Genomic DNA, 19995 nt, shown 5'->3' with positions numbered 1-19995 from the left:
AAATCGACTTCAACTGCGCAACATCAGTTATTCAGTCAAACCCTGCCACACGCCCTGATGCGTCAATCGTTTATTTCCATCCTCTTCATCTTCATAAATTTCATACATCAAGTCCATCGGGATGACTTGCTCGAGCATCGCGCTGGCGGGACAGTATTTCGTGGCGGCAAGTTCGATACAGCGCAAGACAGCATCCTCGCTTACCTGTTTGCCGGTGACGACAAATGTGATGCTGGCGCGGGTAAACACTTTCGGAAAATCAGGCGAGCGCGGACCGTCAAACTTCACTTCAAACCCAGTCACCTGTTGGCGTTTCTTCTGCAACACGGAGATAACATCCATCGCCTGGCAACCGATCAGCCCTAATGCAATCAACTCCATCGGGCGGACTCCACTGTCACTGCCGCCGAGGGTTGATTCGGCGTCCATGCGAATCGGGAAGCCTGAAGGACCCACGCCGATAAATTTCATTCCATCTTGCCAGTTGACTGATGCTTTCATTGTGTTCTCCGATAATTTGTAGCGCGAGATACTATCTCGCGCTACGTTAGTTCTCTAGGATGATCGGCGCAACGTATTTCTCGAGCGCGCGTTTTTCGATGCCCCCCATCCACTGTAAACGGACTGTTCCACTGCGATCGATCACATACGATGATGGAAGCCCAAGCGTTTTGAATGCCTGTTCCGTTGCGATGTACGTTGGGTCGAGCCAGATTGGGAAGGTCAATTTGAAATCTTTTGCGAATTGAGTCACATCTTCGGTCGGGTCGCCGTCATTGACCGCGATGATGGTGAAGCCGTCTTGTTCGTATTTTTTATAAAACGCTTGAAGCGCGGGCATTTCTTCTTTGCATGGCTCGCACCATGTTGCCCACAAGTTGACCAGCACAACCTGCCCGCGATAGTCTGCAAGGGAATGGGAAACGCCGTCGAGGTCGGTGAGGGTCAATTCGGGAGCGGGATAGTTCGCCGCGGCCGGGACAACCGTAAGGTCGGCGCGAGGCGGGAGGTTGCGATAGAGATAAAAAGCGGAGGCGGTGATGAGGGCAACTCCCAACCCAATCAGCAAGAATGGGATGGCTTTTTGGAAGTCACGCGCGGGTTGAATCTCGTTCATGGTTTTGGCAAGTATACCCGTCGATTCGAGCCGGGGGCAAATTCAGGAAGAATGTCATGCAAAATATGATGTTTGCCACTGGATGGGTTTTATCCGCCTTGATTAACATGTTTAGATGGGTTTTGACGTTCATCACCTGCCGATCTTCGACGCCTTGAGTCGGGAACATTTCAGCGCATTAGAGCCGCTCCTGGAAACTATTTCTTGCCCCGCCGGGGATTTCGTCATTGAGCAGGATACGCCCGCCGAATATTTGTATATCGTGCTGAGCGGCACAGTTCAGATCTCCTTTAAACCCTATGATGGAATGCCCATCACGATCTCTCACGTAGAATCTGGAGGGTTGTTCGGCTGGTCGGCTGTGATCGGAAGCGGGAAATATACCTCGTCTGTGATTGCCATTGAACCTTTAGAGGCGGCGCGAATACGCGGGAGCGATCTGCGGAAATTGACAAAGAGGAATCCCGAGGCCGGGCGCGAAATCATGAATAGCCTTGCCGAGGCTATTTCAACGCGCTGGAAGGATGCGCGCGAGCAAGTGAAATTGATTCTTGAAAATGGGATGAAATAAAGCGCCGGGGCAGAGCGACTCTGCCCCGGCGCATTGTTATGCCGGTTTCCTGAAAAACTTCAACACGAAATATCCGCCGAGGAGGATGAGGACGGCGGGCCAGAGATATTCCATCCAGCCGACCACGTCTGCGCTGAGGAACGCGCCGAAGATCAGCAGGGCAATGCCGGGGAAGAACGCCCAACTGCGACCGCTTCCGCCGGGGAGGATGGCGACGAGGAGGAACGTGATGCCAAGCCCGAGGAAGAGGAAGCCGCCGTTGTCCATGCCGGTGAGTTCATCGAGCGCGGAGATCGCGCCGAGCGTGAGCAGAACGCCGGCAGGGATGATCGCCCACCAGCGACTCGTATCGGTGGCATAGACCCAGATGAAAGCAAGGCTGATGCCCGCGAAGAACACAAGCCCATCGAAGGCTTCGAGCGAGTCAGGTAAAAACGACGACGCGGCAAGCCCGATCAAGGTGAACGCGGGGAACGCCGCCCACCAATTATTGTTGCGATCTTTGATGAGTAGGTAGAGGAAGAACACTCCCACCAAGCCCCAAATCGCTCCCCAAAAAATTCCGCTGACGTTCGAAATGATGTTCAGGTTCTCGAGAAAGATCAACACGCCGCCGAACACCATCAAGAGTCCGATCCATAAACGAGGGTCGTATTTTTTCATTTGATTCTCCATTTTAAAACACCATGTCATGCTGAGCCCCGAAGGGGCGAAGCATCTCAGTCACAACAACGGAGACTCTTCGCTATCGCTCAGAGTGACATGCCGTAATTATTTAACCGTCACCGAACCAAGCCCGCCTTCGAAATTGATCTCGGCGCGGTTGACTGCCGAATCAAAATCGGGGGATTGATAAAAACCCGAATCGATTTTGGGGAAGCGGTTCGTGTCCACGTTCATCGAGTTCATGCCGCCATCAAAGCGGACGCGCGCCGCGACGCCGTCGGGGACGCGAATGTCGAACGAAGCCGCGCCAGCCTCCACGTCGAGAAGAGAAACGCCGCGCGCGGGCATGGTCAACTTCACGCCGCTGGCTCCCGTCGAGATTTCGATGCGCGTCGCAAGCACGTCCTTCAGATCAACATCGAGACCGCTCGCGCCCGCGTTGATCTCCAATGTGACGGGGACTTCTTGCGTGATCTGATAACGCCAGACGCCGGACGAGGGCCCGATGAAGGGGATCATCGAAGGTCCCGCTCCAATCTCGACGTTCAGCCTGTCTCCGTCCATGCGGCTTTCGGTGTTCATCCCAACCGCCGACGAGCCGACGATGGCTTTGCCAGTTGGCGCGCCGCCGCTGATCTGAATCTGTCCCGCGCCGTGCGAGAATTCGTAGCGCACGCTTTTCGCGGATTGCAGTGCAAACGAAAACGTGTCATCGTCGCTGATGTCTGGCTTCCAGAACACGTTGAGGATGATCCAGCCGCCGACGAGGATCAGCGCGAGCGGAAAGATAAAACTGAAGACGTTCGTGATGATGCCCCGCGCTTGCAGAAAAAACAAAACGCCGAGCAAAATGATGAACGATCCCCAGAATAAATTACCCCGTCTCATGATGACCTCCGCCCCGCCAAAAGCCGCGCGCGAGGACGAACAGCCCTAACAAGATGAGCAGGATCGCCACGCCATATTCGCCGAGAAATTTCAGGTCGCCGAGGAATGTGCCGAAGACGAGGAACAGCACCGCGCTGAACGCGATGGTGCGAAGCCCACTGCTTACGTTGCGCCGCGTGTTTTCTCCGAGTATGCCGGCAAGGATGGAGCCAACGCCGACGAAGCCGGGGATGAGAGTCCACATATACGACCATGACGAATAATCGTCAACGCGCTCTTGATACAACAGGATTCCGCCGATACCCGCGACGATGGAGGCGGGAACCGCCATGCCGGGCGCGCCGGTGAGCAAGCCAATGACAAGGATCAAAACGCCCGCCGCGATGGTCCACATGGCGCCGGTCATATTTTCGGTGAAGGCTTGCAGTGAAGGGACTTGTTTCGTCGCCACCAGCCATCCGCCGACCGCGATGAGCAGGATGCCGAGAAATAGGTTGGAACGGTTTTTCATGGTTTCATTCTCCTCTTGTTTAGTAAACACTCTGAGTTGATTTACGTTGTTGTGTTGTGGAAGTTTCATCCTTTTCGGCTCGAACATCGGAGCGCGGACTTTTAGTCCGCTTAACAATTAAACCGAGCAATACGCCAATTACCCACAGACCCCGAAGGCGATGTGTTGACGGTTCGTCTTTCGCTCACCGTGTCAAAACGGGTCAAATGATTATAGATCTTGGAAGATCAACGTTTTCAATCCCGAAGGGGTGTCAGAGGTTGAAAATTATGTCATCCCTTCGGGATTTGGGAACCGGGTTGCAAAATTCTAGAATCCTTTCATCCCTTCGGGATTGTATCTGCCTGTTGGGGATGCAGTGCAACTGCGAGCGAACATACGGGAAGTTATTAATGTACCGACTCTTAGGCATTGAGCAAGTCATCGGGGGCGGACTTAAGTCCGCGCTCCTGCCAACTTCGGCAACGCCAACCATTTCCCCTTTTGTTTGGGGTGTTCAGATTCGACGATGATCTTTTTCTGAACAAGTCCCGCGATTGCGCGCGCGAGCAATTCTTTTTTCCAGCCGAAGAGTTTTGCCGCGTCGGGTTCGGTCGCCGCGCCGACGGATTCGAAATAGAGTTCGAGCAGTTTCGCGCGCGCCACGTTTTCGCCGATTTTTCGCGCTTGCTCAGGCAATGATGGGAAATGACGCGGGACGATCTCGTAGATGTGCGAATATTTCCACGCGCCCGCTTGCGCCACACCGACGGGGAGAATCTTGAAGTCGGCTTGTAAAACTTCCAACGCTTTGTTGAACTCAGAATCTTTTGCGTTCGACAGTTTCGCGGCTTTGCGAAGGTCGAGCGTGTTCAGCGAACCTTCGTTCAGCAACGTTTCGTACACCTGCTTTGCGGACTGAGTCAACCTCCCCTCTTCGTAGGCGAGCAGATAATCTTCGTCGGGCGAGCCATAATTTTCAGAGAGCGCGTAAAAATACGGCGCGATCTCGAGCGAGATCATCGTCGCTTTTTTGCGGAGAATTTTTCCGTAATACCAAATCTTTTTATCGAGCGCGTTGTCTTTCCATCCCCACGTGATGTGACCGGGATCATCATGCGCATCAGCGACGGGACGATTGCCTGCAACGGCTGTCCACAGCGAGGGCAGGTCAATGCCTTTGATGGGCCAGAAGTAGACGAAGCCACGCGCGTCCACGAACTTCAAGGCTGAGGCGGGCGAGGCAAGCCTCCGCTGGGGAGGCAGGTTGAACGTCCGCGTACGATGCGTTTGTAATTTTTTCAAGTCAATGGTGGGCATGATGTCCTGTAAAAACCTGACAGGTTTCCGATGAGACTCGATCCATCATGGTGCTTCGGCGGACAGACGTCACGACAGGAGCGCGCGCGATAAAACCTGTCAGGTTTGGATTCTTCGTGGATTATAATCCTCGACATGCGCGTCCTATTTATTTTTCTCGATGGGATCGGATTGGGCGAGGACAATCCCGAAACGAATCCGTTGGCGCGGGCGAAGATGCCGAACTTGAACGCGCTGTTGGGCGGACGTTCGCTCGTGAGAGATTCCGCGCCGTTCGACGGGGAACACGCTTCGCTAATCGCAATTGACGCTGGTGTGGGCGTGGACGGTTTGCCGCAGTCTGCGACGGGGCAGGCGATGTTGTTGACCGGGAAAAATATTTCGGCTGAACTCGGTTATCACTACGGACCGAAACCGAATCCCGAAGTGGCGGCGTATTTGGACGGCGAGACGTTGTTCTCGAAATGCGTCGCCGCAGGGAAGCGAACCGCATTGCTCAACGCGTATCCGCCGCGCTATTTTCAGGGAATCGATTCGGGCAAGCGGTTGTACTCGTCCATTCCGCTGGCAGTGACGAACGCCGGGCTGGAGTTGTTCACGTATGAAGATCTAGTCGCGGGGCGCGCGCTCTCAGCCGATTTCACCGGCGAAGGCTGGCGGACGATGCTCGGCTTCCCCGACGCGCCGGTGATGAATCCGCGCGAAGCGGGACGAAGGTTGATCTCGCTGGCAATGGACTATGATTTTTCGTTCTTCGAATATTGGGCAAGCGATTATGCGGGGCATAAGCAACAGATGGAAACGGCGGTGGGGTTGATGGAGGTGTTTGATGGAGTGGTTGGGGGGATGGTGGAGGGGTTGGAGGTCGAAGGTCAAAGGTCGGAGGTTGAGGAAAGAGGAAAGAAGAAAGTGGAAAGTGGGAGGTGGGAGGAGGGGGAGTTGTTGGTGTTGGTGACTTCGGATCATGGAAACATGGAGGATGTGTCCACGCGCAAGCACACGGATGCGGATGTGCCGTTGATCGTGCTCGGGAGCAAGTCCGCGCGGGAGGAGTTCACGCGCGGGATGACGGATTTGACCCACGTCGCGCCCGCGATTTGGAGGATGGTGACTACAGCTTGAACAAGGGATAGACCAGTGAATAGAATCTGCTTGTCGGTAAAAGATTAACTGGTTACAGTAAAAATATAATCATGACCTCAAGTCAAATTTTGAGCAAACGTCAAACAGAGGTGCTAACACTTGTCCTGGCGGGGAAGAGTAACAAGCAAGTCGCGTCCATGCTGGGCATTACAGAACGCACGGTTGAATTTCACCTGAAGAACATCTACGAAAAATTCCAGGTTACTTCAAAAGTTGAGTTGATTTTGAAACTGGGGGAAGCCACAGGAGTGACTCAAAATGAAATGCTACGGGTATCCACAGTTGCGAAACCAGGAATAAGTATAGATAATCAAGATGGTGAAAGCCTGTTTACAATCCGACTCAAAACTCTTCTGGACAAGGAGTTAAAGATGAGAACCATGCGTATGACTCTTATCACGTTGGGGATTATCCTTGCATGTGTTGTATCCTCATGGGTGTACACATTTACACAGTTGAACATTGCGCGCTCCAAAGGCGTGTACGAATCTGCCGAACAGGGAATGCGAGCCCTCATGGACATAGGATACTCCGCCGACCGACAGGTAAAAATCCTGTATGCGGGCACGAATTCATTCAATGGACGCAGGACTCACGTTTGGTATGTGATCGCCGAAGTACACGCGTCCGCTCGCGCGGATGGGTCCAGCCTTTCTGACGAAGGCTGTGACGCGCCTGGATCCTTCTTCCTGCAAACAAAAGACGGTTGGGTGCACGTCCCCGAAGGAGCGTTTCCGGGATTTATGGGGTTCTGGATGGATGTATTCGATATGGCGGGACCCGGACAGCCTGAACCCTCCACGCCTCGAGCGCCCGATCAGCCCGAACATTTCTGCGGGGCTACATGGTACAAGTGAGATTGGGTCAATTTTTTTACACAAACCTCATAAACACCTGATTGGCGAGCAGGCAGGCGCGTTTCGTAATGCGTAGGGTTTCTCCCTCACCCCTAGCCCCTCTCCCGCTGGGAGAGGGGGATTCACACCATTCAATTAATCCCAACTTCAACAACTCGTCAATTTCTTTTCCATAGACCTCACGCAGGGATGTTCCGAAGCGATCCGCAAATTCGGATTCGGAGATGCCTTCTTGAGTCAGGCGTAGACCGGTCATCATGAATTCGGACATGTCGTCTTGGAGGGTTTGTTTGTGGTGATTCACCGTTACCGGGGAGAGTGGAAAAGCAGTGATCAGTGAACGGTGATCAGTGTTCAGCCGTTCGATGTAGGTTTTGATACGCAACACGTTGGAGTAGCGGTAGCCGTCCACGTATCCGTGCGCACCGGCGCCGAAGGCGAGGTAGGGGAGACTGCGCCAATACTGTAAGTTATGTTGACAAGCAAAAGAAGGAGTCAAAGGTTGAAAGTCGAAGGTCGAAGAGTCGACTTTCGACTTTCGACTTTCGACGTGTTTCCCCCAATTGGAAATTTCATAATTGACATAACCATTCTCTTCGAGAGTTTCACTCGCCCATTCGTACATTTCTGCGGCGAGATCGGGGTCGGGAAGCGGCATCAATCCTTTTGCGGACCAGCGTCCGAACGGCGTGCCGTGTTCGAGGGTCAACGCGTAGGCGGAGATGTGTTCGGGATGCAGGTCGAGAATCCGCTGGAGGGAGGTTTGCCACGTTTGCAGGGTCTGTTCGGGCAAGCCGTAGATGAGATCAAGATTCAAGTTACCGAATCCCGCTTTGCGCGCGGAGGTCACGGCTTGGATCACATCGAAGAAGTTGTGAGTCCGCTCCAACATGCGGAGTTCTTCCATGTTGGCAGATTGCACGCCGAAACTGATGCGGTTGATTCCGATAGAGCGCAATTCGAGCAAATTCGCAAACGAGCAAGTACCGGGATTCGCTTCGATGGTGATCTCCGCATCGTCGGTCAAGTTGAAGTTGGCGCGAATGCTGCGGAAAATTGAATCAAATTGACTTGGGGAAAGAAGCGAGGGAGTCCCGCCGCCGAAGAAAATTGTATGCACCTGCGCTTCGTCTGCCACTTCGTCTCGCTGTCGCTCGCTCAGTGTCCGCTCAGCGCGACGAGAGCCGACAAATTCAATCTCTTTACACAACGCATCCACGTAGGCGGGGATCAATGCTTCCTGTCCCGCATAGGTGTTGAAGTCGCAATAGGCACAGCGATGCGCGCAAAATGGGATGTGAAAATAGAGGCTGTACACGGGGAATGTTTTACCACAAGTGCAAGTAAAATAGACGCCATCCGCAGATCACACTTAAACCGCGAAGGGCGCGAAGAAAACCTTTGAAAACTTAGCGCTCTTCGCGCCTTCGCGGTAAAAATTGTTTTTTCAATCTGTCTACTCTGCAAAATCTGCGGATTATTTATGACAACGCCCAATACACCTATGCAAAACAACGACCAATTCGCAAAACTAATTCTCCTCACCGCGCTCCTCTTCGGCTTGATGATCCGACTCGCCGCGCCGATGAGCGCGAACGGTCCCGTCAACGACGGCGGACTCTTCTTCCAAATGACACGCGACCTACAAGCGAATCATTTTGCGTTGCCAGAGACGACAACCTATAATAATTCGGGCATCCCGTTTGTGTATCCGCCGCTGGGGTTTTATTTGGCGGGAATAATTCAATCCGCTCTAAAAATTTCATTGTTAGATATTTTCACCTATCTCCCCGCGATCCTATCCACGCTCGCCATCCTCGCGTTTTATTTTCTCGCGCTTCAATTCACACAAGACGCGCTTCACGCCTCCATCGCCGCGTTGTTCTATTCGATGATTCCCAAAAGTTTCGATTGGACGATCATGGGCGGAGGCGTCACGCGCGCGCCCGCGTTGGTCTTTTCGTTTCTCGCGCTCGCGTTCGCGTACAAATTGCTGAAAACAAAAGAGCCGCGCAACATCATCCCTCTTTCGATCAGCGCGTCTTTGCTCACGCTCACGCATCCAGAGATCACATTTCAGACCGCGTTCAGCGTGTTGATCCTCGCGCTCTTTTTCTTGCGCGACAAAAAAACTTTTTTGCATCTCCTCGCCACAGCCGCGCTCACGCTCGCGCTCACCTCGCCGTGGTGGCTCACTGTCCTCCATCGTCACGGCGTCGCGCCGTTTCAAGCCGCGCTCACGGCGCACCCAAAAGATTACGCCTCGTCGCTTCTGTACCTCGTTCAATTCAACCTGAGCGGCGAAGCGATCCTCGACATCGTTGCAGTTCTTGGTTTCATCGGTCTTCTGGCGGATTTCCGCCGCCGCGACTTTTTCCTCCCCGCGTGGATCGGACTCAGTTTTTTGAGCGACCCGCGCGCGGCGCCATTCGCTTCTTTGACTCCCCTCATCCTGCTCGCCGTGCGCGGACTTGATTCAACCCTCAACGGACTCGCCCTCCCCTCCCCCAACGAGAGTGTATTCGACTCGAATTTCTCGCGCCGCGTCCTGCTCGGGCTCTCGGCATATTTATTTCTCTCTGGCATGATCGCCTCGATGCAGATGGGAAATCAACTCCGACTCTTGCCCGAGGAGCGAGAAGCGTTCGCATGGATTCGCAACAACACGCCAGCCGACTCGCGCTTCCTCGTGCTGACCGGTGACGCGGCGTTGAGCGATCCGCTTTCAGAGTGGTTCCCCGCCCTCACCGAACGGACGAGTCTCGTCACCGCGCAAGGTCACGAGTGGACGCCTGAACTTCCACTGCTGGAAAGTTTACGCCAGTATACACACGCGCAGTCGTGTTTGAATCAAGATATAGATTGTCTTTCAACTTGGGATTTTGATTACCTCTACATCCGCCGCGAGCGACCCAACGCAGAGGGCGGATACGATTCGCAACCTTCGATCCTTGAACAAGCTTTGCGTGACTCAAATGAGTTTGTCGTTGTTTACGATTCCGATGCGTCAATTATTTTCGCGCGAGTGCTTCAAACTCTTCGGGTGAATGGCGCGGATGTCCGCGGCTTCGGGAGCGGAATCCATCAAGTCGTAGAAGCGGTCAACCAGTTTGCGCACGCCCGTCTCGCCGCCGAGGAGTTCGTAGAGAGAATGTTCGGAGTCAATCATAAGTAGTTATGGATGAACGACTTGCAAACCTAAATGCTTTTCATAACCATCGAAATCGCTATCGTTATGTATCAGTTGATGGTCGTTTTCGATGCAAAAGGTGGCAATCAAACTATCTATGGTTTTGCGAACAGTAATCCCTTTTTGGCGCAAGAACCGAAAGTTCCTCGCGCTCTGAACCGCTAACTCCGTTCCAACCATATCGGCTTGAATGAACTTGCCAAGCACACGGCGAACCTTCTCAAAATCAGACTCGCTCCGAAAGCCTTGCAAGATTTCAGCGAGAATCAAATCACCAACCAATATCGGGGTCCGATCTAGGTTTTCGTGGAGATAGTCGGTCTGTGGATTCTCAATTCCATTGAAATAATCCACCCAAACGCTGGTATCAACGAGAAGCATGGTCAGTTCGTTGAAACGCGCGATTGACGCTGTTCATCTAAATTGCCAACCCAAGCCATCTTGCCGCGCAAAGTGCGCACATCAGTTTGTTCACTCAACAAGATGAGCAACCGCAATGCTTCATGTACCACTTCGCGTTTGGTTTTGATGCCCGTTACTTTTTGGGCGCGTCCGATAAGCTTGTCATCTAACACAATGTTGGTTCGCATCGCATCCTCTTTCTCATGTGTATAATTTTCACATGTTGTGTGTATTATACACTGAAGCAATCCCCTACGAGGAAAATGTCTCCATCATAGTGTTGGGGATTGCTTCGCTCGCTAACGCTCGCTCGCAATGACAGTGACACATTTGGCTTTATAATCGCCTCATTCAGGAGAAACCCATGACCAAAGAAACAGAAGCCGTTATTTTATCCGCCGCGCGGACGCCGATTGGAAAATTTCAAGGTGTGCTGAGTTCCGTCCCTGCGACGCAACTTGGCGCGATCGCCGTGAGAGCCGCGGTGGAGCGGGCAGGCATCAACGCCGAAGAGATCGAAGAAGTTATCATGGGCAACGTAGTGCAGGCGGGCGAGGGACAGGCTCCCGCGCGTCAATCGGGAATTTTGAGCGGCATCCCCGCCACGGTCAGCGCGAGCACAATCAACAAAGTCTGCGGGTCGGGGTTGAAAGCCGCGATGATGGCGAGTCAGGCTGTTCGGGCGGGCGACGCGTCGCTCTTCGTCGCGGGCGGATTCGAATCGATGAGTCGCGCTCCGTTTCTCGTCGCGGGTCGTTCGGGCGAATTAAAATTTGGAGACCAGCCGCTCACCGACGTGCTGCTCAAAGACGGCTTGTGGGATCCGTTCGAAAATTGGAGCATGGGCAACGCGGCAGAATTTATTGCGGATGAATACGAGGTGACGCGCGAGGCGATGGACAACTTTGCGCTTCGCTCGCACGGGAAGGCTGTTGAGGCGCAAGCGGCAGGCCGATTCGCGCCTGAGATCGTCCCCGTCCGAATCGAATCGCGCAAAGGCGAAGTGATCGTGGATACGGACGAGGGTCCGCGCAAAGATTCGACTCTCGAGGCATTGTCCAAACTCAAGCCCGCCTTCAAAGCAAACGGAAAAGTGACTCCTGGAAATTCATCGCCCATGAACGACGGCGCGGCGGCAGTTGTGATCTCGTCGCGCGCTTACGCGGAAAAAAATAAATTAAAACCGATGGCGCGTGTGGTGGGCTATGCCCAAGCCGCAGTCGAACCGAAATATTTGTTCGCCGCGCCCGCTCATGCGATTCCGAAATTGTTGAAAAAAATTGACTGGAGGTTATCCGACGTGGATTTGATCGAACTCAACGAAGCCTTCGCCGCGCAAGTTCTCGCGGACGGGTACGCGCTGGCAGATCAAGGCTGGAATTGGGACAAGGTCAACGTCAACGGCGGCGCGATTGCGTTGGGGCATCCACTCGGCGCAAGCGGCGCGCGTGTGTTGACGACGTTGTTGTATGCTTTGAAAGATCGTGGGTTGAAGCGCGGCATTGCCTCTTTATGTTTAGGTGGAGGCGAGGCGGTCGCAATGGCGGTGGAGGTGGAGTGAGTGGTAAGTAGTAATTGGAGATTAGAGACTGGAGACTGAGGAACGGAGAATTAGAGGATTAGAGAATTGCGAGTGTACAGAAGTGTTGCAAACAAGTAAACACGGTGGTTGAGTAGTCCCGCGATGCTTGTCGCGGGATGTATCGAAACCACAGGTACGCATACTAAATTTTGTAACATAAAATATTTTGGTTACTGGTGGTCTCGACCGCTTGCGCTCGACCACCGAGGGATGAATGCAATGGATAAACAAGAACGCAACGAAAAGATCGAACTTTATGGCGATGGATATTCCATGCTCATGGAGACTCTCAAAGACATCCCGCGCGAGATGTGGAAGTTTAAGCCTGAGCCGAAGGAGTGGAGCGTGCATGAGGTGTTGGTGCATTTGGCAGATTCAGAATCAAACGCCGCGTTACGCGCTCGCAAGTTGATCGTCGAGCCAGGCGGCGCGTTCATGGGATACGATCAGGACAAGTGGGCAATCGAACTGGATTATCACGATCAAAGTTGGGAAGACGCGTTGGACGTTGTGAGACTCGTCCGCAAGACGACGTATGAATTGCTCAAGAAACAACCCGACGAAGTTTTTGAACACACAGGGAAACATCCACAATACGATGAGCCGTACACGTTCGAGAAGTGGCTGAATATTTATTCGGCGCATATTCCTGGACATATTGAGCAGATCAAGAACAATTACAAAATTTGGAGAGATAAAGTCGGATAGTCACATGGTCAGATGGTCGCATGGTCAAATCGTTGGATGGTCATTAACATCAGTCATGGAGGAAAAATGAAAATTGAAAAGTTTGAGGACATTCGGGCGTGGCAACAGGCGAGAGAATTGACAAATCAGGTTTATGACTTGACCGAGCAGGTCAGATTCTCAAAAGACTTTCGCTTACGAGACCAAATTCAGGGAGCCGCTGGTTCGATCATGCACAACATCGCGGAAGGTTTCGACGATGGGTCCGACATAGAATTCATCCGCTTTTTGAAATATGCCCGACGTTCTGCTAGCGAAGTTCAATCCGAAATCTATCTTGCGCTCGATCGTAAATACGTAAGTGCCGAAGACTTCCAACGGGTTCACGATATGGCAACAACAACGAAGAAATCCGTCAACGCTTTCATCGCATACTTACGAAAATCCAAACGCGGACCAACCGCATCGCAATAGGGCTACGAGACAATACGACCAGGAGACCACATGACTATTCGACGAATATTTGTAATCGGCGCAGGGACAATGGGCAACGGCATCGCGCAGGTCGCGGCGACATCGGGGTATCAAGTCACGTGCATGGACGTTCAACCCGCCGCGCTGGAGAAAGCCAAAGCCGCGATTGCCAAGTCCACGGCGAAACTGCTCGAAAAGGGAACAATTTCCGCTGAGGGCAAAGCCTCCGCCGACGCGATTCAATACGCGTCGAACATGGACACGATGAAAGACGCGGACTTTGTCATCGAAGCCGCGACGGAGAACCCCGAACTGAAATTCAAAATTTTCAAAGACATGGACGCCAACGCGCGCGAGGGTGTGATTCTGGCAAGCAACACATCGTCCATTTCGATCACCAAAATCGCCGCGCAGACGGAACGTCCCGACAGAGTGATCGGGATGCACTTCATGAATCCCGTGCCGTTGATGAAACTGGTGGAGGTCATCAAAGGTCTCGCCACCAGCGAAGAGACTCTCGCCACAACGCTGGAACTGTGCAAGGTCATGGGCAAGGAAGCGTGGGAAGCGAACGACGCGCCAGGCTTCATCTCAAATCGCATTTTGTGCCCGATGATCAACGAAGCGATCTTCGCCCTGCAAGAGGGAGTCGGCACGAAAGAAGCGATTGACGCGGTGATGAAACTCGGCATGAACCACCCGATGGGTCCGCTCACGCTGGCGGATTTGATCGGTCTCGACGTGGTGCTGTTCATCATGGAAGTCCTGCACCGCGACCTCGGCGAAGACAAATACCGCCCCGCGCCGTTGCTCCGCAAGATGGTGGATGCGGGGTATTTGGGAAGGAAATCGGGGAGAGGGTTTTATACGTACGAGTGATCAGTTATCAGTGATCAGTTAGCAGTTGGGTTGTGCTATACTTTTGACCATCAGCAAGAAGGTTTATTGGCTCTACCGTTATTAACGGGAAAGCCCAAAAACCTTAGCCACGGATTTCACAAATTCACACGGAGTGTTTAAAAAATTCGTGTAAATTCGTGGAAAAGAATCTTCCTGCGAGTCGCAACCCCGTCAGAAACGGGAGAGCCGATTTATTCTATGACCACCACTTAAGTCACCGCAGAAGTCTTTTGGACTGCATTTAAAGTTCTACCTGCCGAAGAAAAACGCGCCGCTCTTCAGAATAACCCTTTACGAATTCCAACCGCGAAGAAACAAATGAGCTTGTCCTCCCTTCACACAAGTTTGCACTGAGCCTGTTGAAGTATTCGTGATCCCACTCGTGGACGGCTATTTCGCCCCTTTGTGAGAAATGCCCGCAAGACAGAGCAATCGTCATGTTCCATAACCCAACTACCCCAATTAAAAACAACCTACAACCTTTTAGCAAGACAACAAGGCGTTTTATTGAAACACTGTTTACTGTTCCAGCCACCCGACAGATTCACCTTTGGACACCTGCCCCAGCGCCGCCCGCAAGGGCAGGTGAAAACGCAGACGGACTCAGATTTTTTGGGGAGGCTACTCTGAACAATCCATCTGTATCGGCGATTTCAGCGTTCGCGCCGCACTGGCGCTCGGCGCAAATGTCTGCGTCTTGTTTTATATCTGTCAGGTAGGTAGTTTACTGTTCACCCATTAAGGAGACGATATCATGTTCCGCAAAACGTTTTCCCTGGTTGCCCTGCTGACGCTGGCGCTCTCAGCCTGCGCGGCGGGAGGAACGTCCACACCTGACGAGAATCCAACCACTCTTCCCGCGCCCACGTCTGAGGCGAATCTTCCCTCGCCTGCCGCGCCCGCATCCAAAGCAAGCGCCACATCATCCGCCGCGCCTACAGCCAAGTCGAATTCGTCAGGTTGTGCCGACAGCGCCGCCTTCGTATCCGATGTGACCGTGCCAGATAACACCAACCTCGATCAAAGCGAAGCGTTCGTCAAAACCTGGCGGGTGAAAAATACCGGCACCTGCGCCTGGACCGACAAATACACGCTTGTGTTCACCAGCGGCGAACAAATGGGCGCGCCAGATTCCAAGCCGCTCAGCGCCACGCAACCGGGCAAAACACTGGATATATCTGTGAACATGATCGCGCCGGCGAAAGACGCCGCCTACCGAGGCGACTACGAACTGCGCAACCCTGCCGGCGAAGCCATGCCGATCGACAACGGCACCTCGCTGTGGATCATCATCACCGTCGGGACGGCAACCACCGCGTCAGGCGGACCTGGGTCTGCTTCGGCAACTTGCGCGTTTACCGTCAGTTCAACGAACACGAGCGCGGTCGTGGATGCGGTCAACGCCTACCGCGCAGATAACGGCCTCCCGGCGTTAACCGTCAACCCCGCGTTAACCGCCGCCGCGCAAGCGCACAGCAACGACATGGCATGCAACAGCCTATTCGTCCACAGCGGGTCAGACGGCTCCACGCCGCAATCACGCGCCACCGCCGCCGGATATTCCGGCGCAGTGACCGAAAATGTGTATGGGCGCAACCCGCCACCCTCCGGGCAAGAGGTGGTCGCATGGTGGGCAACCGACCAAACCGATCCAAGGCATGGACAAAATCTGCTCACCACAAAATATACAGAGGTTGGCGTGGGGTATTCATTCTTCGGTGATTTTGGATATTACGCAGTGGTCTTCGGAGCGCCCTAGCGAACCGAGGGATGAGGCGAAGCAAGTGTGTGTGAAAACCCTCTTCACCATAGAGAACACAGAGACCGCAGAGAGAAAACCTCAAAATCTCTGCGGTCTCTGTGTCTTTACACACCGAAATAGCCGCCCCCTTAACCGCGCCGAACAACCACAGGGTGCCGCCTTCGGGTACAATCCATGCCGCGCCGCAACAGGCGCAGGAGATTGAATGATTTCCCCTCAAAAATCGATCCACTACGAAAGATACGAATTCAAAAAATGGGAAGGCTACGACGCTGAGACCATCGTCGAAGCGCCGGTGTCGCTCACCGTCAACGGGGAGGTCTGGCTGACGTTTATGTGCACCCCGGTCGATCTCGAAGCCATGGCGGTTGGGTTCCTGTACAACGAAAACATCATCCAGCGCATGGATGAGGTTGCCGATGTGCGCTTGTGCGAACACGGCGACAACGTGGATGTGTGGCTCAATCGGAGTGTGGAACAGCCCAAATCGTGGAAGAGAACGTCGGGTTGCGCGGGCGGGCTGACCGCGGTGGAAACCCTCGCCCGTGTGGAGGTGTCATTCAAATCCCACGAGCCTCAATTCGATCCTGAACAAATCAGCGCTCTGGTGGAAGATCTTTTTGCCGCGCAGGAACTCTATCGCGAGACCGGCGGGGTTCACACTTCTGCGCTCAGTAATGGGGAAAAGATCGTTTACTCCGCGGAAGATATCGGCAGGCACAACACGCTCGATAAGATTGCGGGGCAGTGCGTGCTGAACAATGAATTCCCCGAAACAAAAATTCTCATCAGCACCGGGCGCATTAGTTCCGAGATGCTTCAAAAAGCCGCGCGGCTGGGCGCGCCGATCCTAATCTCGCGCACCTCGCCGAGTTCGCTCTCGATCGAAATGGCTGAATTGTATGGGATCACATTGATTGGATATGCGCGAAGGCACAGGTTCAACGTATATTCCAATGGGCAAAGGGTCAAGTCGCTTCGCTAGCCGGCAGTTCATGCCGACCGGTTCCGATGAGGCTCATAGCGCCTGGCAAATCGCGCCGATAGAACTTTCGTGAAGCCTTGTCAATTGTGATTTATAACATCGGCGAGGGATCGATCGCGATCGCGCAGGTTTGGTCTCCCGCGGCGATGCATGTTTGTTCTTCCACGTGGAAGATCTTCCCTCCGCTCAACCAATACAAGGCTTCTTGCAATAACCCGACCGCCAGATGACAGACCGGTTCATGCGACCGCCTCTCCCAACACAAGGGACAGCGTTCGATGTGCCAAAGCAAAGTGTTCCCATTTTCCTCGATCCGCACGCGCTGGTCGGTGAACTTATTGAACAGTTCGGCAAACGCCCGCGCGCCCGCGTTTAACTTGGCGGGCAGGGGCAACAGTCGGAACGCCATCTCGGTCAGTCCCATTTGCCCGCTATATTGGCGGACTCCGTAATTGAAACAGGCGCGCCCGATGCGGGTCGCCAGCCCGCGTCCGCCGTGCGGACCGTAGACCTGCTCCAACGTTCCGCCCAGCGCGCTTACGGTGGAAAAGGGGAAATTCAGTTTCGAATCATCGGCTGGGTAATTTTCGATCAATGTTTTATGGGAGGAAAGATTCAACACGGCGTTGACGCCGTTGCGCCCCATCACTTCTTCCATGGATAGCAAAATGATCCGCCCCATACGATTCGGATAATGGAAGGTGTCGATCATGATGTTACAAGGTCACCGAGGGTGATGTTTTTTGTGGAACAGCCCGGGGGGAGGTCTTTCGCGCGAGTGCGGCGCTATCTTGGTCGAGGAAGGCTTTAAGTTTTTCTGCAAACACGCGCGGCTCTTCGAGCATGGGGAAGTGGCCCAGTAGGGGGAATCGTTCGACCTGCGCATGAGCGATTCCCTGTTGCATGGGTTGCCATTGCTTGGGGTGCACGATAATATCTCGGTCGCCGTAGATGCCCAAGGCGGGCACTTTGACCTGGTCTAGCATGGGTCGTAGATCCGTTCGACGAAGGGAAGCAATCGAAAGGAGGAATGATTCGACGGTCGTCCGCGAGAGGTCCCGGTCCATCATTTCCGCGAAGCGTTCGTCGCGACAGATGAAGGGCGAAGCGACTCGCACACCAAAGCGGAAGACGCCCATCATGTTGAAGAGCATGAAGGCAATGGGTTTGTATCCAGCCAGTTTCAACGGGATAGCCAGCGAGGAGCCGATGATCGGCGAGCCGACCACGACTACTTTGCTGACGCGTTCGGGATAGCGGATCGCCACCGAGAGGCTGACCGTGCCTCCCATACTGTGACCAACCAGCGGCGCGTGCGAGATGCCCAACTGCTCCATGAACTGGTTGACCAGGCTGACAAAATCTTGTATGGCGTAGGTCTCGCGCTTCTTGCCCGATTCGCCAAAACCCCAAAAGTCGAGCGCGTAGGTGCGGTAGGATTTACCGAGGTATGCCATCGTTTCCTGCCACAGACCCCACGAGCCCAGCCAGCCATGCAGGAGGATGACGGGCTTGCCGCGCCCGAACACCTCATAATGAACGATTCCTTGATCGGTGGTTATGGAAGACACAGAAAATTATTTCAAATCTGCGAGAACGTTGGTAAGCAGTTCGACGAGCACGGTCTTGACAGTGCCTTTGTCGGTGGCAACGCACGGCAGAAGTTTTACTTTTCCGTCGAGGCGCAGGGCGTGGCGCATGTCCTCGAGGTCCCAGGCGTCTTCCATATCCTGCTTGTTTGCGGCGACCACATAAGGGGTGGGCGCGTAGGCGCGGAAGGTTTCGAGGATCGAGCGCGCTTCGCGGAAGGTTTCGGGGCGGGTGCTGTCGACCATCACAATGAAGCCGAGCATGCCTTCGGAAAGGATTTCCCACATGAAGTCGAAGCGTTTTTGACCGGGCGTTCCGAAAAGATACAGCACGAGATCGTCGTTCACGGTAATGCGACCGAAGTCCATCGCCACGGTTGTCGCTTCTTTGACGGATTTCTCCGCCGCGTTGGAAATTTTACGCTCTGTCGAAACCACATCGATCTCGCTGACCGATTGGATGAATTCCGTCTTGCCCGCGCTGAACGGACCGGTAACGACCATTTTGACTGTTTGCATAATAACTTATCCTTCCGCCTGTTCCTTTAAAGCGAGCGTATTCGCCCGATCAATTTGTTCACCAGCGACTTCTGTTCCGCTTTATCCTGCGTCGGGAACATCTTCGGGCTTTGTTGAACGACCATCCCTTCGGGACGAACGATCTCCACCAGCCCAGCCTGTAACAAGCCGTAAACGATCCGTCGAATTTCGATATCGTTCATCTTGTTGGTCTGCGCGATCTGCTTCATTGAGTTCTTGGGGTTGATGAATGAAACCACGCGCCACTCTTCCACGCTCAGGTTCACGTTCTTCATTGGGCGGTCGGTGAACTTCAACGCCATATCGAGGCTGGGGATCTCGTCTTGCAACTGCTCCCACTCGCGCAATTGGCGCGAACCTTCGATAATGATGTTTTCCAGGTCAAGCCGCACGTTGATGCGGTCTTCGGGCGCCATCATTTCACTTTCGAAGCGGAAGAACCCTTCCACCCAGGTGAACAGGCGGCGAAGCGCGTCGGTAAAATACGATTGCAGGTTGGCGAGGATTTCCTCCTGCGACAAATACCCCGCGTTGATGAGCAACAATCCCAGTTCTTTGTCGTTGATCTTGCCCGCGCGCTCGACGATGGCGCGATATTGATTGACGGTCAATTTATTGGCTTTGTGAAGGACCGCCGCAAGGCTCCCATCGTCCTGCCCTACTTTGGCGTATGCCAGTTTCCCATCGCGGAACGACACGTACGCCTGCTCGCTGGGTCCATCCACCACGAGGGTGCCGGTTTTTTGAGCAAGGTTGATCAAGTTGAGCAGTTGAGTAATAGTGAAATCGCGTAAGTTGCCGCGCAGAGCCATGGTTGCCTCAATAAAATCTC

At 53.7% G+C, this 19995-nt stretch carries 22 protein-coding genes and 3 pseudogenes; 11 read left to right on the top strand and 14 right to left on the bottom strand.

The annotated features are described in order from the left end of the window. Positions 1 to 27 precede the first annotated feature (27 nt). Both AC16KF_RS07230 and AC16KF_RS07225 read right to left on the bottom strand, forming a co-directional pair. Entirely contained in the window at positions 28 to 501 is a 474-nt protein-coding gene (locus AC16KF_RS07230) for an OsmC family protein (RefSeq protein WP_484036631.1), read from the bottom strand. A gap of 46 nt (positions 502 to 547) precedes the next feature. Beyond that, complete coding sequence (locus AC16KF_RS07225) at positions 548 to 1117, bottom strand: TlpA family protein disulfide reductase (protein ID WP_484036630.1); 570 nt, start codon at positions 1115 to 1117, stop codon at positions 548 to 550. A 115-nt stretch (positions 1118 to 1232) separates the two neighbouring features. Here AC16KF_RS07225 and AC16KF_RS07220 point away from each other — a divergent pair, with 115 nt between their 5' ends. Further along, complete coding sequence (locus AC16KF_RS07220; RefSeq protein WP_484036629.1) at positions 1233 to 1688, top strand: cyclic nucleotide-binding domain-containing protein; 456 nt, start codon at positions 1233 to 1235, stop codon at positions 1686 to 1688. 36 nt (positions 1689 to 1724) lie between these two features. On the opposite strand, the gene AC16KF_RS07215 is transcribed toward AC16KF_RS07220, so the two are convergent. The 4 genes from AC16KF_RS07215 to AC16KF_RS07200 all read right to left on the bottom strand — a co-directional run bounded on the left by AC16KF_RS07215 (position 1725) and on the right by AC16KF_RS07200 (position 5052). Next, positions 1725 to 2351 (bottom strand): hypothetical protein, encoded by a 627-nt coding sequence (locus AC16KF_RS07215; protein WP_484036628.1) that lies wholly within the window; start codon positions 2349 to 2351, stop codon positions 1725 to 1727. Between the two features lie 108 nt (positions 2352 to 2459). Beyond that, positions 2460 to 3242 carry a hypothetical protein gene (locus AC16KF_RS07210; protein WP_484036627.1) on the bottom strand — a complete coding sequence of 261 codons (783 nt, stop codon included), beginning with the start codon at positions 3240 to 3242 and terminating at the stop codon, positions 2460 to 2462. Next, positions 3229 to 3753 carry a hypothetical protein gene (locus tag AC16KF_RS07205; RefSeq protein WP_484036626.1) on the bottom strand — a complete coding sequence of 175 codons (525 nt, stop codon included), beginning with the start codon at positions 3751 to 3753 and terminating at the stop codon, positions 3229 to 3231. Before AC16KF_RS07205 ends, AC16KF_RS07210 begins: the two co-directional genes overlap by 14 nt. A 435-nt stretch (positions 3754 to 4188) precedes the next feature. Beyond that, a complete protein-coding gene (locus tag AC16KF_RS07200; RefSeq protein ID WP_484036625.1) occupies positions 4189 to 5052 on the bottom strand; it encodes an AlkZ-related protein in 864 nt (287 codons plus the stop codon). 135 nt (positions 5053 to 5187) lie between these two features. Here AC16KF_RS07200 and AC16KF_RS07195 point away from each other — a divergent pair, with 135 nt between their 5' ends. The 3 genes and pseudogenes from AC16KF_RS07195 to AC16KF_RS07185 all read left to right on the top strand — a co-directional run bounded on the left by AC16KF_RS07195 (position 5188) and on the right by AC16KF_RS07185 (position 7052). Continuing rightward, on the top strand, positions 5188 to 6174 hold the full coding sequence (locus AC16KF_RS07195) for a hypothetical protein (RefSeq protein ID WP_484036624.1): 987 nt from the start codon (positions 5188 to 5190) through the stop codon (positions 6172 to 6174). A gap of 71 nt (positions 6175 to 6245) precedes the next feature. Beyond that, positions 6246 to 6410, top strand: a pseudogene (locus tag AC16KF_RS07190) (response regulator transcription factor); the annotation flags it as partial. A 156-nt stretch (positions 6411 to 6566) separates the two neighbouring features. Then, positions 6567 to 7052 (top strand): hypothetical protein, encoded by a 486-nt coding sequence (locus AC16KF_RS07185; RefSeq protein WP_484036638.1) that lies wholly within the window; start codon positions 6567 to 6569, stop codon positions 7050 to 7052. A 16-nt stretch (positions 7053 to 7068) separates the two neighbouring features. On the opposite strand, the gene hemW is transcribed toward AC16KF_RS07185, so the two are convergent. Then, positions 7069 to 8370 carry a radical SAM family heme chaperone HemW gene (hemW, locus tag AC16KF_RS07180; protein WP_484036623.1) on the bottom strand — a complete coding sequence of 434 codons (1302 nt, stop codon included), beginning with the start codon at positions 8368 to 8370 and terminating at the stop codon, positions 7069 to 7071. A gap of 165 nt (positions 8371 to 8535) precedes the next feature. Here hemW and AC16KF_RS07175 point away from each other — a divergent pair. Then, positions 8536 to 9282 (top strand): annotated as a pseudogene (locus AC16KF_RS07175) (6-pyruvoyl-tetrahydropterin synthase-related protein); the annotation flags it as partial. A gap of 786 nt (positions 9283 to 10068) precedes the next feature. Here AC16KF_RS07175 and AC16KF_RS07170 read toward each other — a convergent pair. The 3 genes and pseudogenes from AC16KF_RS07170 to AC16KF_RS07160 all read right to left on the bottom strand — a co-directional run. Then, a pseudogene (locus AC16KF_RS07170) lies at positions 10069 to 10221 on the bottom strand (globin domain-containing protein); the annotation flags it as partial. 6 nt (positions 10222 to 10227) lie between these two features. Next, on the bottom strand, positions 10228 to 10623 hold the full coding sequence (vapC, locus tag AC16KF_RS07165; RefSeq protein WP_484036622.1) for a type II toxin-antitoxin system VapC family toxin: 396 nt from the start codon (positions 10621 to 10623) through the stop codon (positions 10228 to 10230). A 2-nt stretch (positions 10624 to 10625) separates the two neighbouring features. Beyond that, on the bottom strand, positions 10626 to 10832 hold the full coding sequence (locus AC16KF_RS07160; RefSeq protein ID WP_484036621.1) for a type II toxin-antitoxin system VapB family antitoxin: 207 nt from the start codon (positions 10830 to 10832) through the stop codon (positions 10626 to 10628). 176 nt (positions 10833 to 11008) lie between these two features. Here AC16KF_RS07160 and AC16KF_RS07155 point away from each other — a divergent pair, with 176 nt between their 5' ends. The 6 genes from AC16KF_RS07155 to fdhD all read left to right on the top strand — a co-directional run bounded on the left by AC16KF_RS07155 (position 11009) and on the right by fdhD (position 17034). Then, positions 11009 to 12205, top strand: coding sequence for a thiolase family protein (locus tag AC16KF_RS07155; protein WP_484036620.1), 1197 nt, complete (start codon positions 11009 to 11011; stop codon positions 12203 to 12205). A 240-nt stretch (positions 12206 to 12445) separates the two neighbouring features. Next, the gene (locus tag AC16KF_RS07150) at positions 12446 to 12934 is read left to right on the top strand and encodes a DinB family protein (RefSeq protein WP_484036619.1); all 489 of its coding nucleotides are present in this window, start codon (positions 12446 to 12448) and stop codon (positions 12932 to 12934) included. 66 nt (positions 12935 to 13000) lie between these two features. Continuing rightward, positions 13001 to 13387, top strand: coding sequence for a four helix bundle protein (locus AC16KF_RS07145; RefSeq protein ID WP_484036618.1), 387 nt, complete (start codon positions 13001 to 13003; stop codon positions 13385 to 13387). Between the two features lie 30 nt (positions 13388 to 13417). Then, positions 13418 to 14266: a 3-hydroxybutyryl-CoA dehydrogenase gene (locus AC16KF_RS07140; RefSeq protein ID WP_484036617.1), complete on the top strand. Its 849-nt coding sequence runs from the start codon at positions 13418 to 13420 to the stop codon at positions 14264 to 14266. Between the two features lie 775 nt (positions 14267 to 15041). Further along, entirely contained in the window at positions 15042 to 16046 is a 1005-nt protein-coding gene (locus AC16KF_RS07135; RefSeq protein WP_484036616.1) for an NBR1-Ig-like domain-containing protein, read from the top strand. 208 nt (positions 16047 to 16254) lie between these two features. Further along, positions 16255 to 17034: a formate dehydrogenase accessory sulfurtransferase FdhD gene (gene fdhD, locus AC16KF_RS07130; protein ID WP_484036615.1), complete on the top strand. Its 780-nt coding sequence runs from the start codon at positions 16255 to 16257 to the stop codon at positions 17032 to 17034. Positions 17035 to 17125: 91 nt separating this feature from the next. On the opposite strand, the gene AC16KF_RS07125 is transcribed toward fdhD, so the two are convergent. The 4 genes from AC16KF_RS07125 to AC16KF_RS07110 are packed head-to-tail and all read right to left on the bottom strand — an operon-like array spanning position 17126 to position 19975. Then, on the bottom strand, positions 17126 to 17746 hold the full coding sequence (locus AC16KF_RS07125) for a 4-vinyl reductase (protein WP_484036614.1): 621 nt from the start codon (positions 17744 to 17746) through the stop codon (positions 17126 to 17128). Positions 17747 to 17750: 4 nt separating this feature from the next. Then, positions 17751 to 18605, bottom strand: a complete 855-nt coding sequence (locus AC16KF_RS07120) for an alpha/beta fold hydrolase (RefSeq protein WP_484036613.1) — start codon at positions 18603 to 18605, stop codon at positions 17751 to 17753. Between the two features lie 6 nt (positions 18606 to 18611). Continuing rightward, positions 18612 to 19142 (bottom strand): GTP-binding protein, encoded by a 531-nt coding sequence (locus tag AC16KF_RS07115; protein WP_484036612.1) that lies wholly within the window; start codon positions 19140 to 19142, stop codon positions 18612 to 18614. Between the two features lie 26 nt (positions 19143 to 19168). Then, positions 19169 to 19975, bottom strand: a complete 807-nt coding sequence (locus AC16KF_RS07110) for a DUF4388 domain-containing protein (RefSeq protein ID WP_484036611.1) — start codon at positions 19973 to 19975, stop codon at positions 19169 to 19171. Positions 19976 to 19995 lie beyond the last annotated feature (20 nt).

This window comes from Candidatus Defluviilinea gracilis (assembly GCF_057138825.1).
This window is presented reverse-complemented; position numbering and strand designations above follow the sequence as displayed.

Bases quoted from the DNA above. Each gene is read 5' to 3' on its own strand.
- AC16KF_RS07230 (WP_484036631.1), bottom strand. From the start codon at position 501: ATGAAAGCATCAGTCAACTGGCAAGATGGAATGAAATTTATCGGCGTG.
- AC16KF_RS07225 (WP_484036630.1), bottom strand. From the start codon at position 1,117: ATGAACGAGATTCAACCCGCGCGTGACTTCCAAAAAGCCATCCCATTC.
- AC16KF_RS07220 (WP_484036629.1), top strand. From the start codon at position 1,233: ATGGGTTTTGACGTTCATCACCTGCCGATCTTCGACGCCTTGAGTCGG.
- AC16KF_RS07215 (WP_484036628.1), bottom strand. From the start codon at position 2,351: ATGAAAAAATACGACCCTCGTTTATGGATCGGACTCTTGATGGTGTTC.
- AC16KF_RS07210 (WP_484036627.1), bottom strand. From the start codon at position 3,242: ATGAGACGGGGTAATTTATTCTGGGGATCGTTCATCATTTTGCTCGGC.
- AC16KF_RS07205 (WP_484036626.1), bottom strand. From the start codon at position 3,753: ATGAAAAACCGTTCCAACCTATTTCTCGGCATCCTGCTCATCGCGGTC.
- AC16KF_RS07200 (WP_484036625.1), bottom strand. From the start codon at position 5,052: ATGCCCACCATTGACTTGAAAAAATTACAAACGCATCGTACGCGGACG.
- AC16KF_RS07195 (WP_484036624.1), top strand. From the start codon at position 5,188: ATGCGCGTCCTATTTATTTTTCTCGATGGGATCGGATTGGGCGAGGAC.
- AC16KF_RS07185 (WP_484036638.1), top strand. From the start codon at position 6,567: ATGAGAACCATGCGTATGACTCTTATCACGTTGGGGATTATCCTTGCA.
- vapC (WP_484036622.1), bottom strand. From the start codon at position 10,623: ATGCTTCTCGTTGATACCAGCGTTTGGGTGGATTATTTCAATGGAATT.
- AC16KF_RS07160 (WP_484036621.1), bottom strand. From the start codon at position 10,832: ATGCGAACCAACATTGTGTTAGATGACAAGCTTATCGGACGCGCCCAA.
- AC16KF_RS07155 (WP_484036620.1), top strand. From the start codon at position 11,009: ATGACCAAAGAAACAGAAGCCGTTATTTTATCCGCCGCGCGGACGCCG.
- AC16KF_RS07150 (WP_484036619.1), top strand. From the start codon at position 12,446: ATGGATAAACAAGAACGCAACGAAAAGATCGAACTTTATGGCGATGGA.
- AC16KF_RS07145 (WP_484036618.1), top strand. From the start codon at position 13,001: ATGAAAATTGAAAAGTTTGAGGACATTCGGGCGTGGCAACAGGCGAGA.
- AC16KF_RS07140 (WP_484036617.1), top strand. From the start codon at position 13,418: ATGACTATTCGACGAATATTTGTAATCGGCGCAGGGACAATGGGCAAC.
- AC16KF_RS07135 (WP_484036616.1), top strand. From the start codon at position 15,042: ATGTTCCGCAAAACGTTTTCCCTGGTTGCCCTGCTGACGCTGGCGCTC.
- fdhD (WP_484036615.1), top strand. From the start codon at position 16,255: ATGATTTCCCCTCAAAAATCGATCCACTACGAAAGATACGAATTCAAA.
- AC16KF_RS07125 (WP_484036614.1), bottom strand. From the start codon at position 17,746: ATGATCGACACCTTCCATTATCCGAATCGTATGGGGCGGATCATTTTG.
- AC16KF_RS07115 (WP_484036612.1), bottom strand. From the start codon at position 19,142: ATGCAAACAGTCAAAATGGTCGTTACCGGTCCGTTCAGCGCGGGCAAG.
- AC16KF_RS07110 (WP_484036611.1), bottom strand. From the start codon at position 19,975: ATGGCTCTGCGCGGCAACTTACGCGATTTCACTATTACTCAACTGCTC.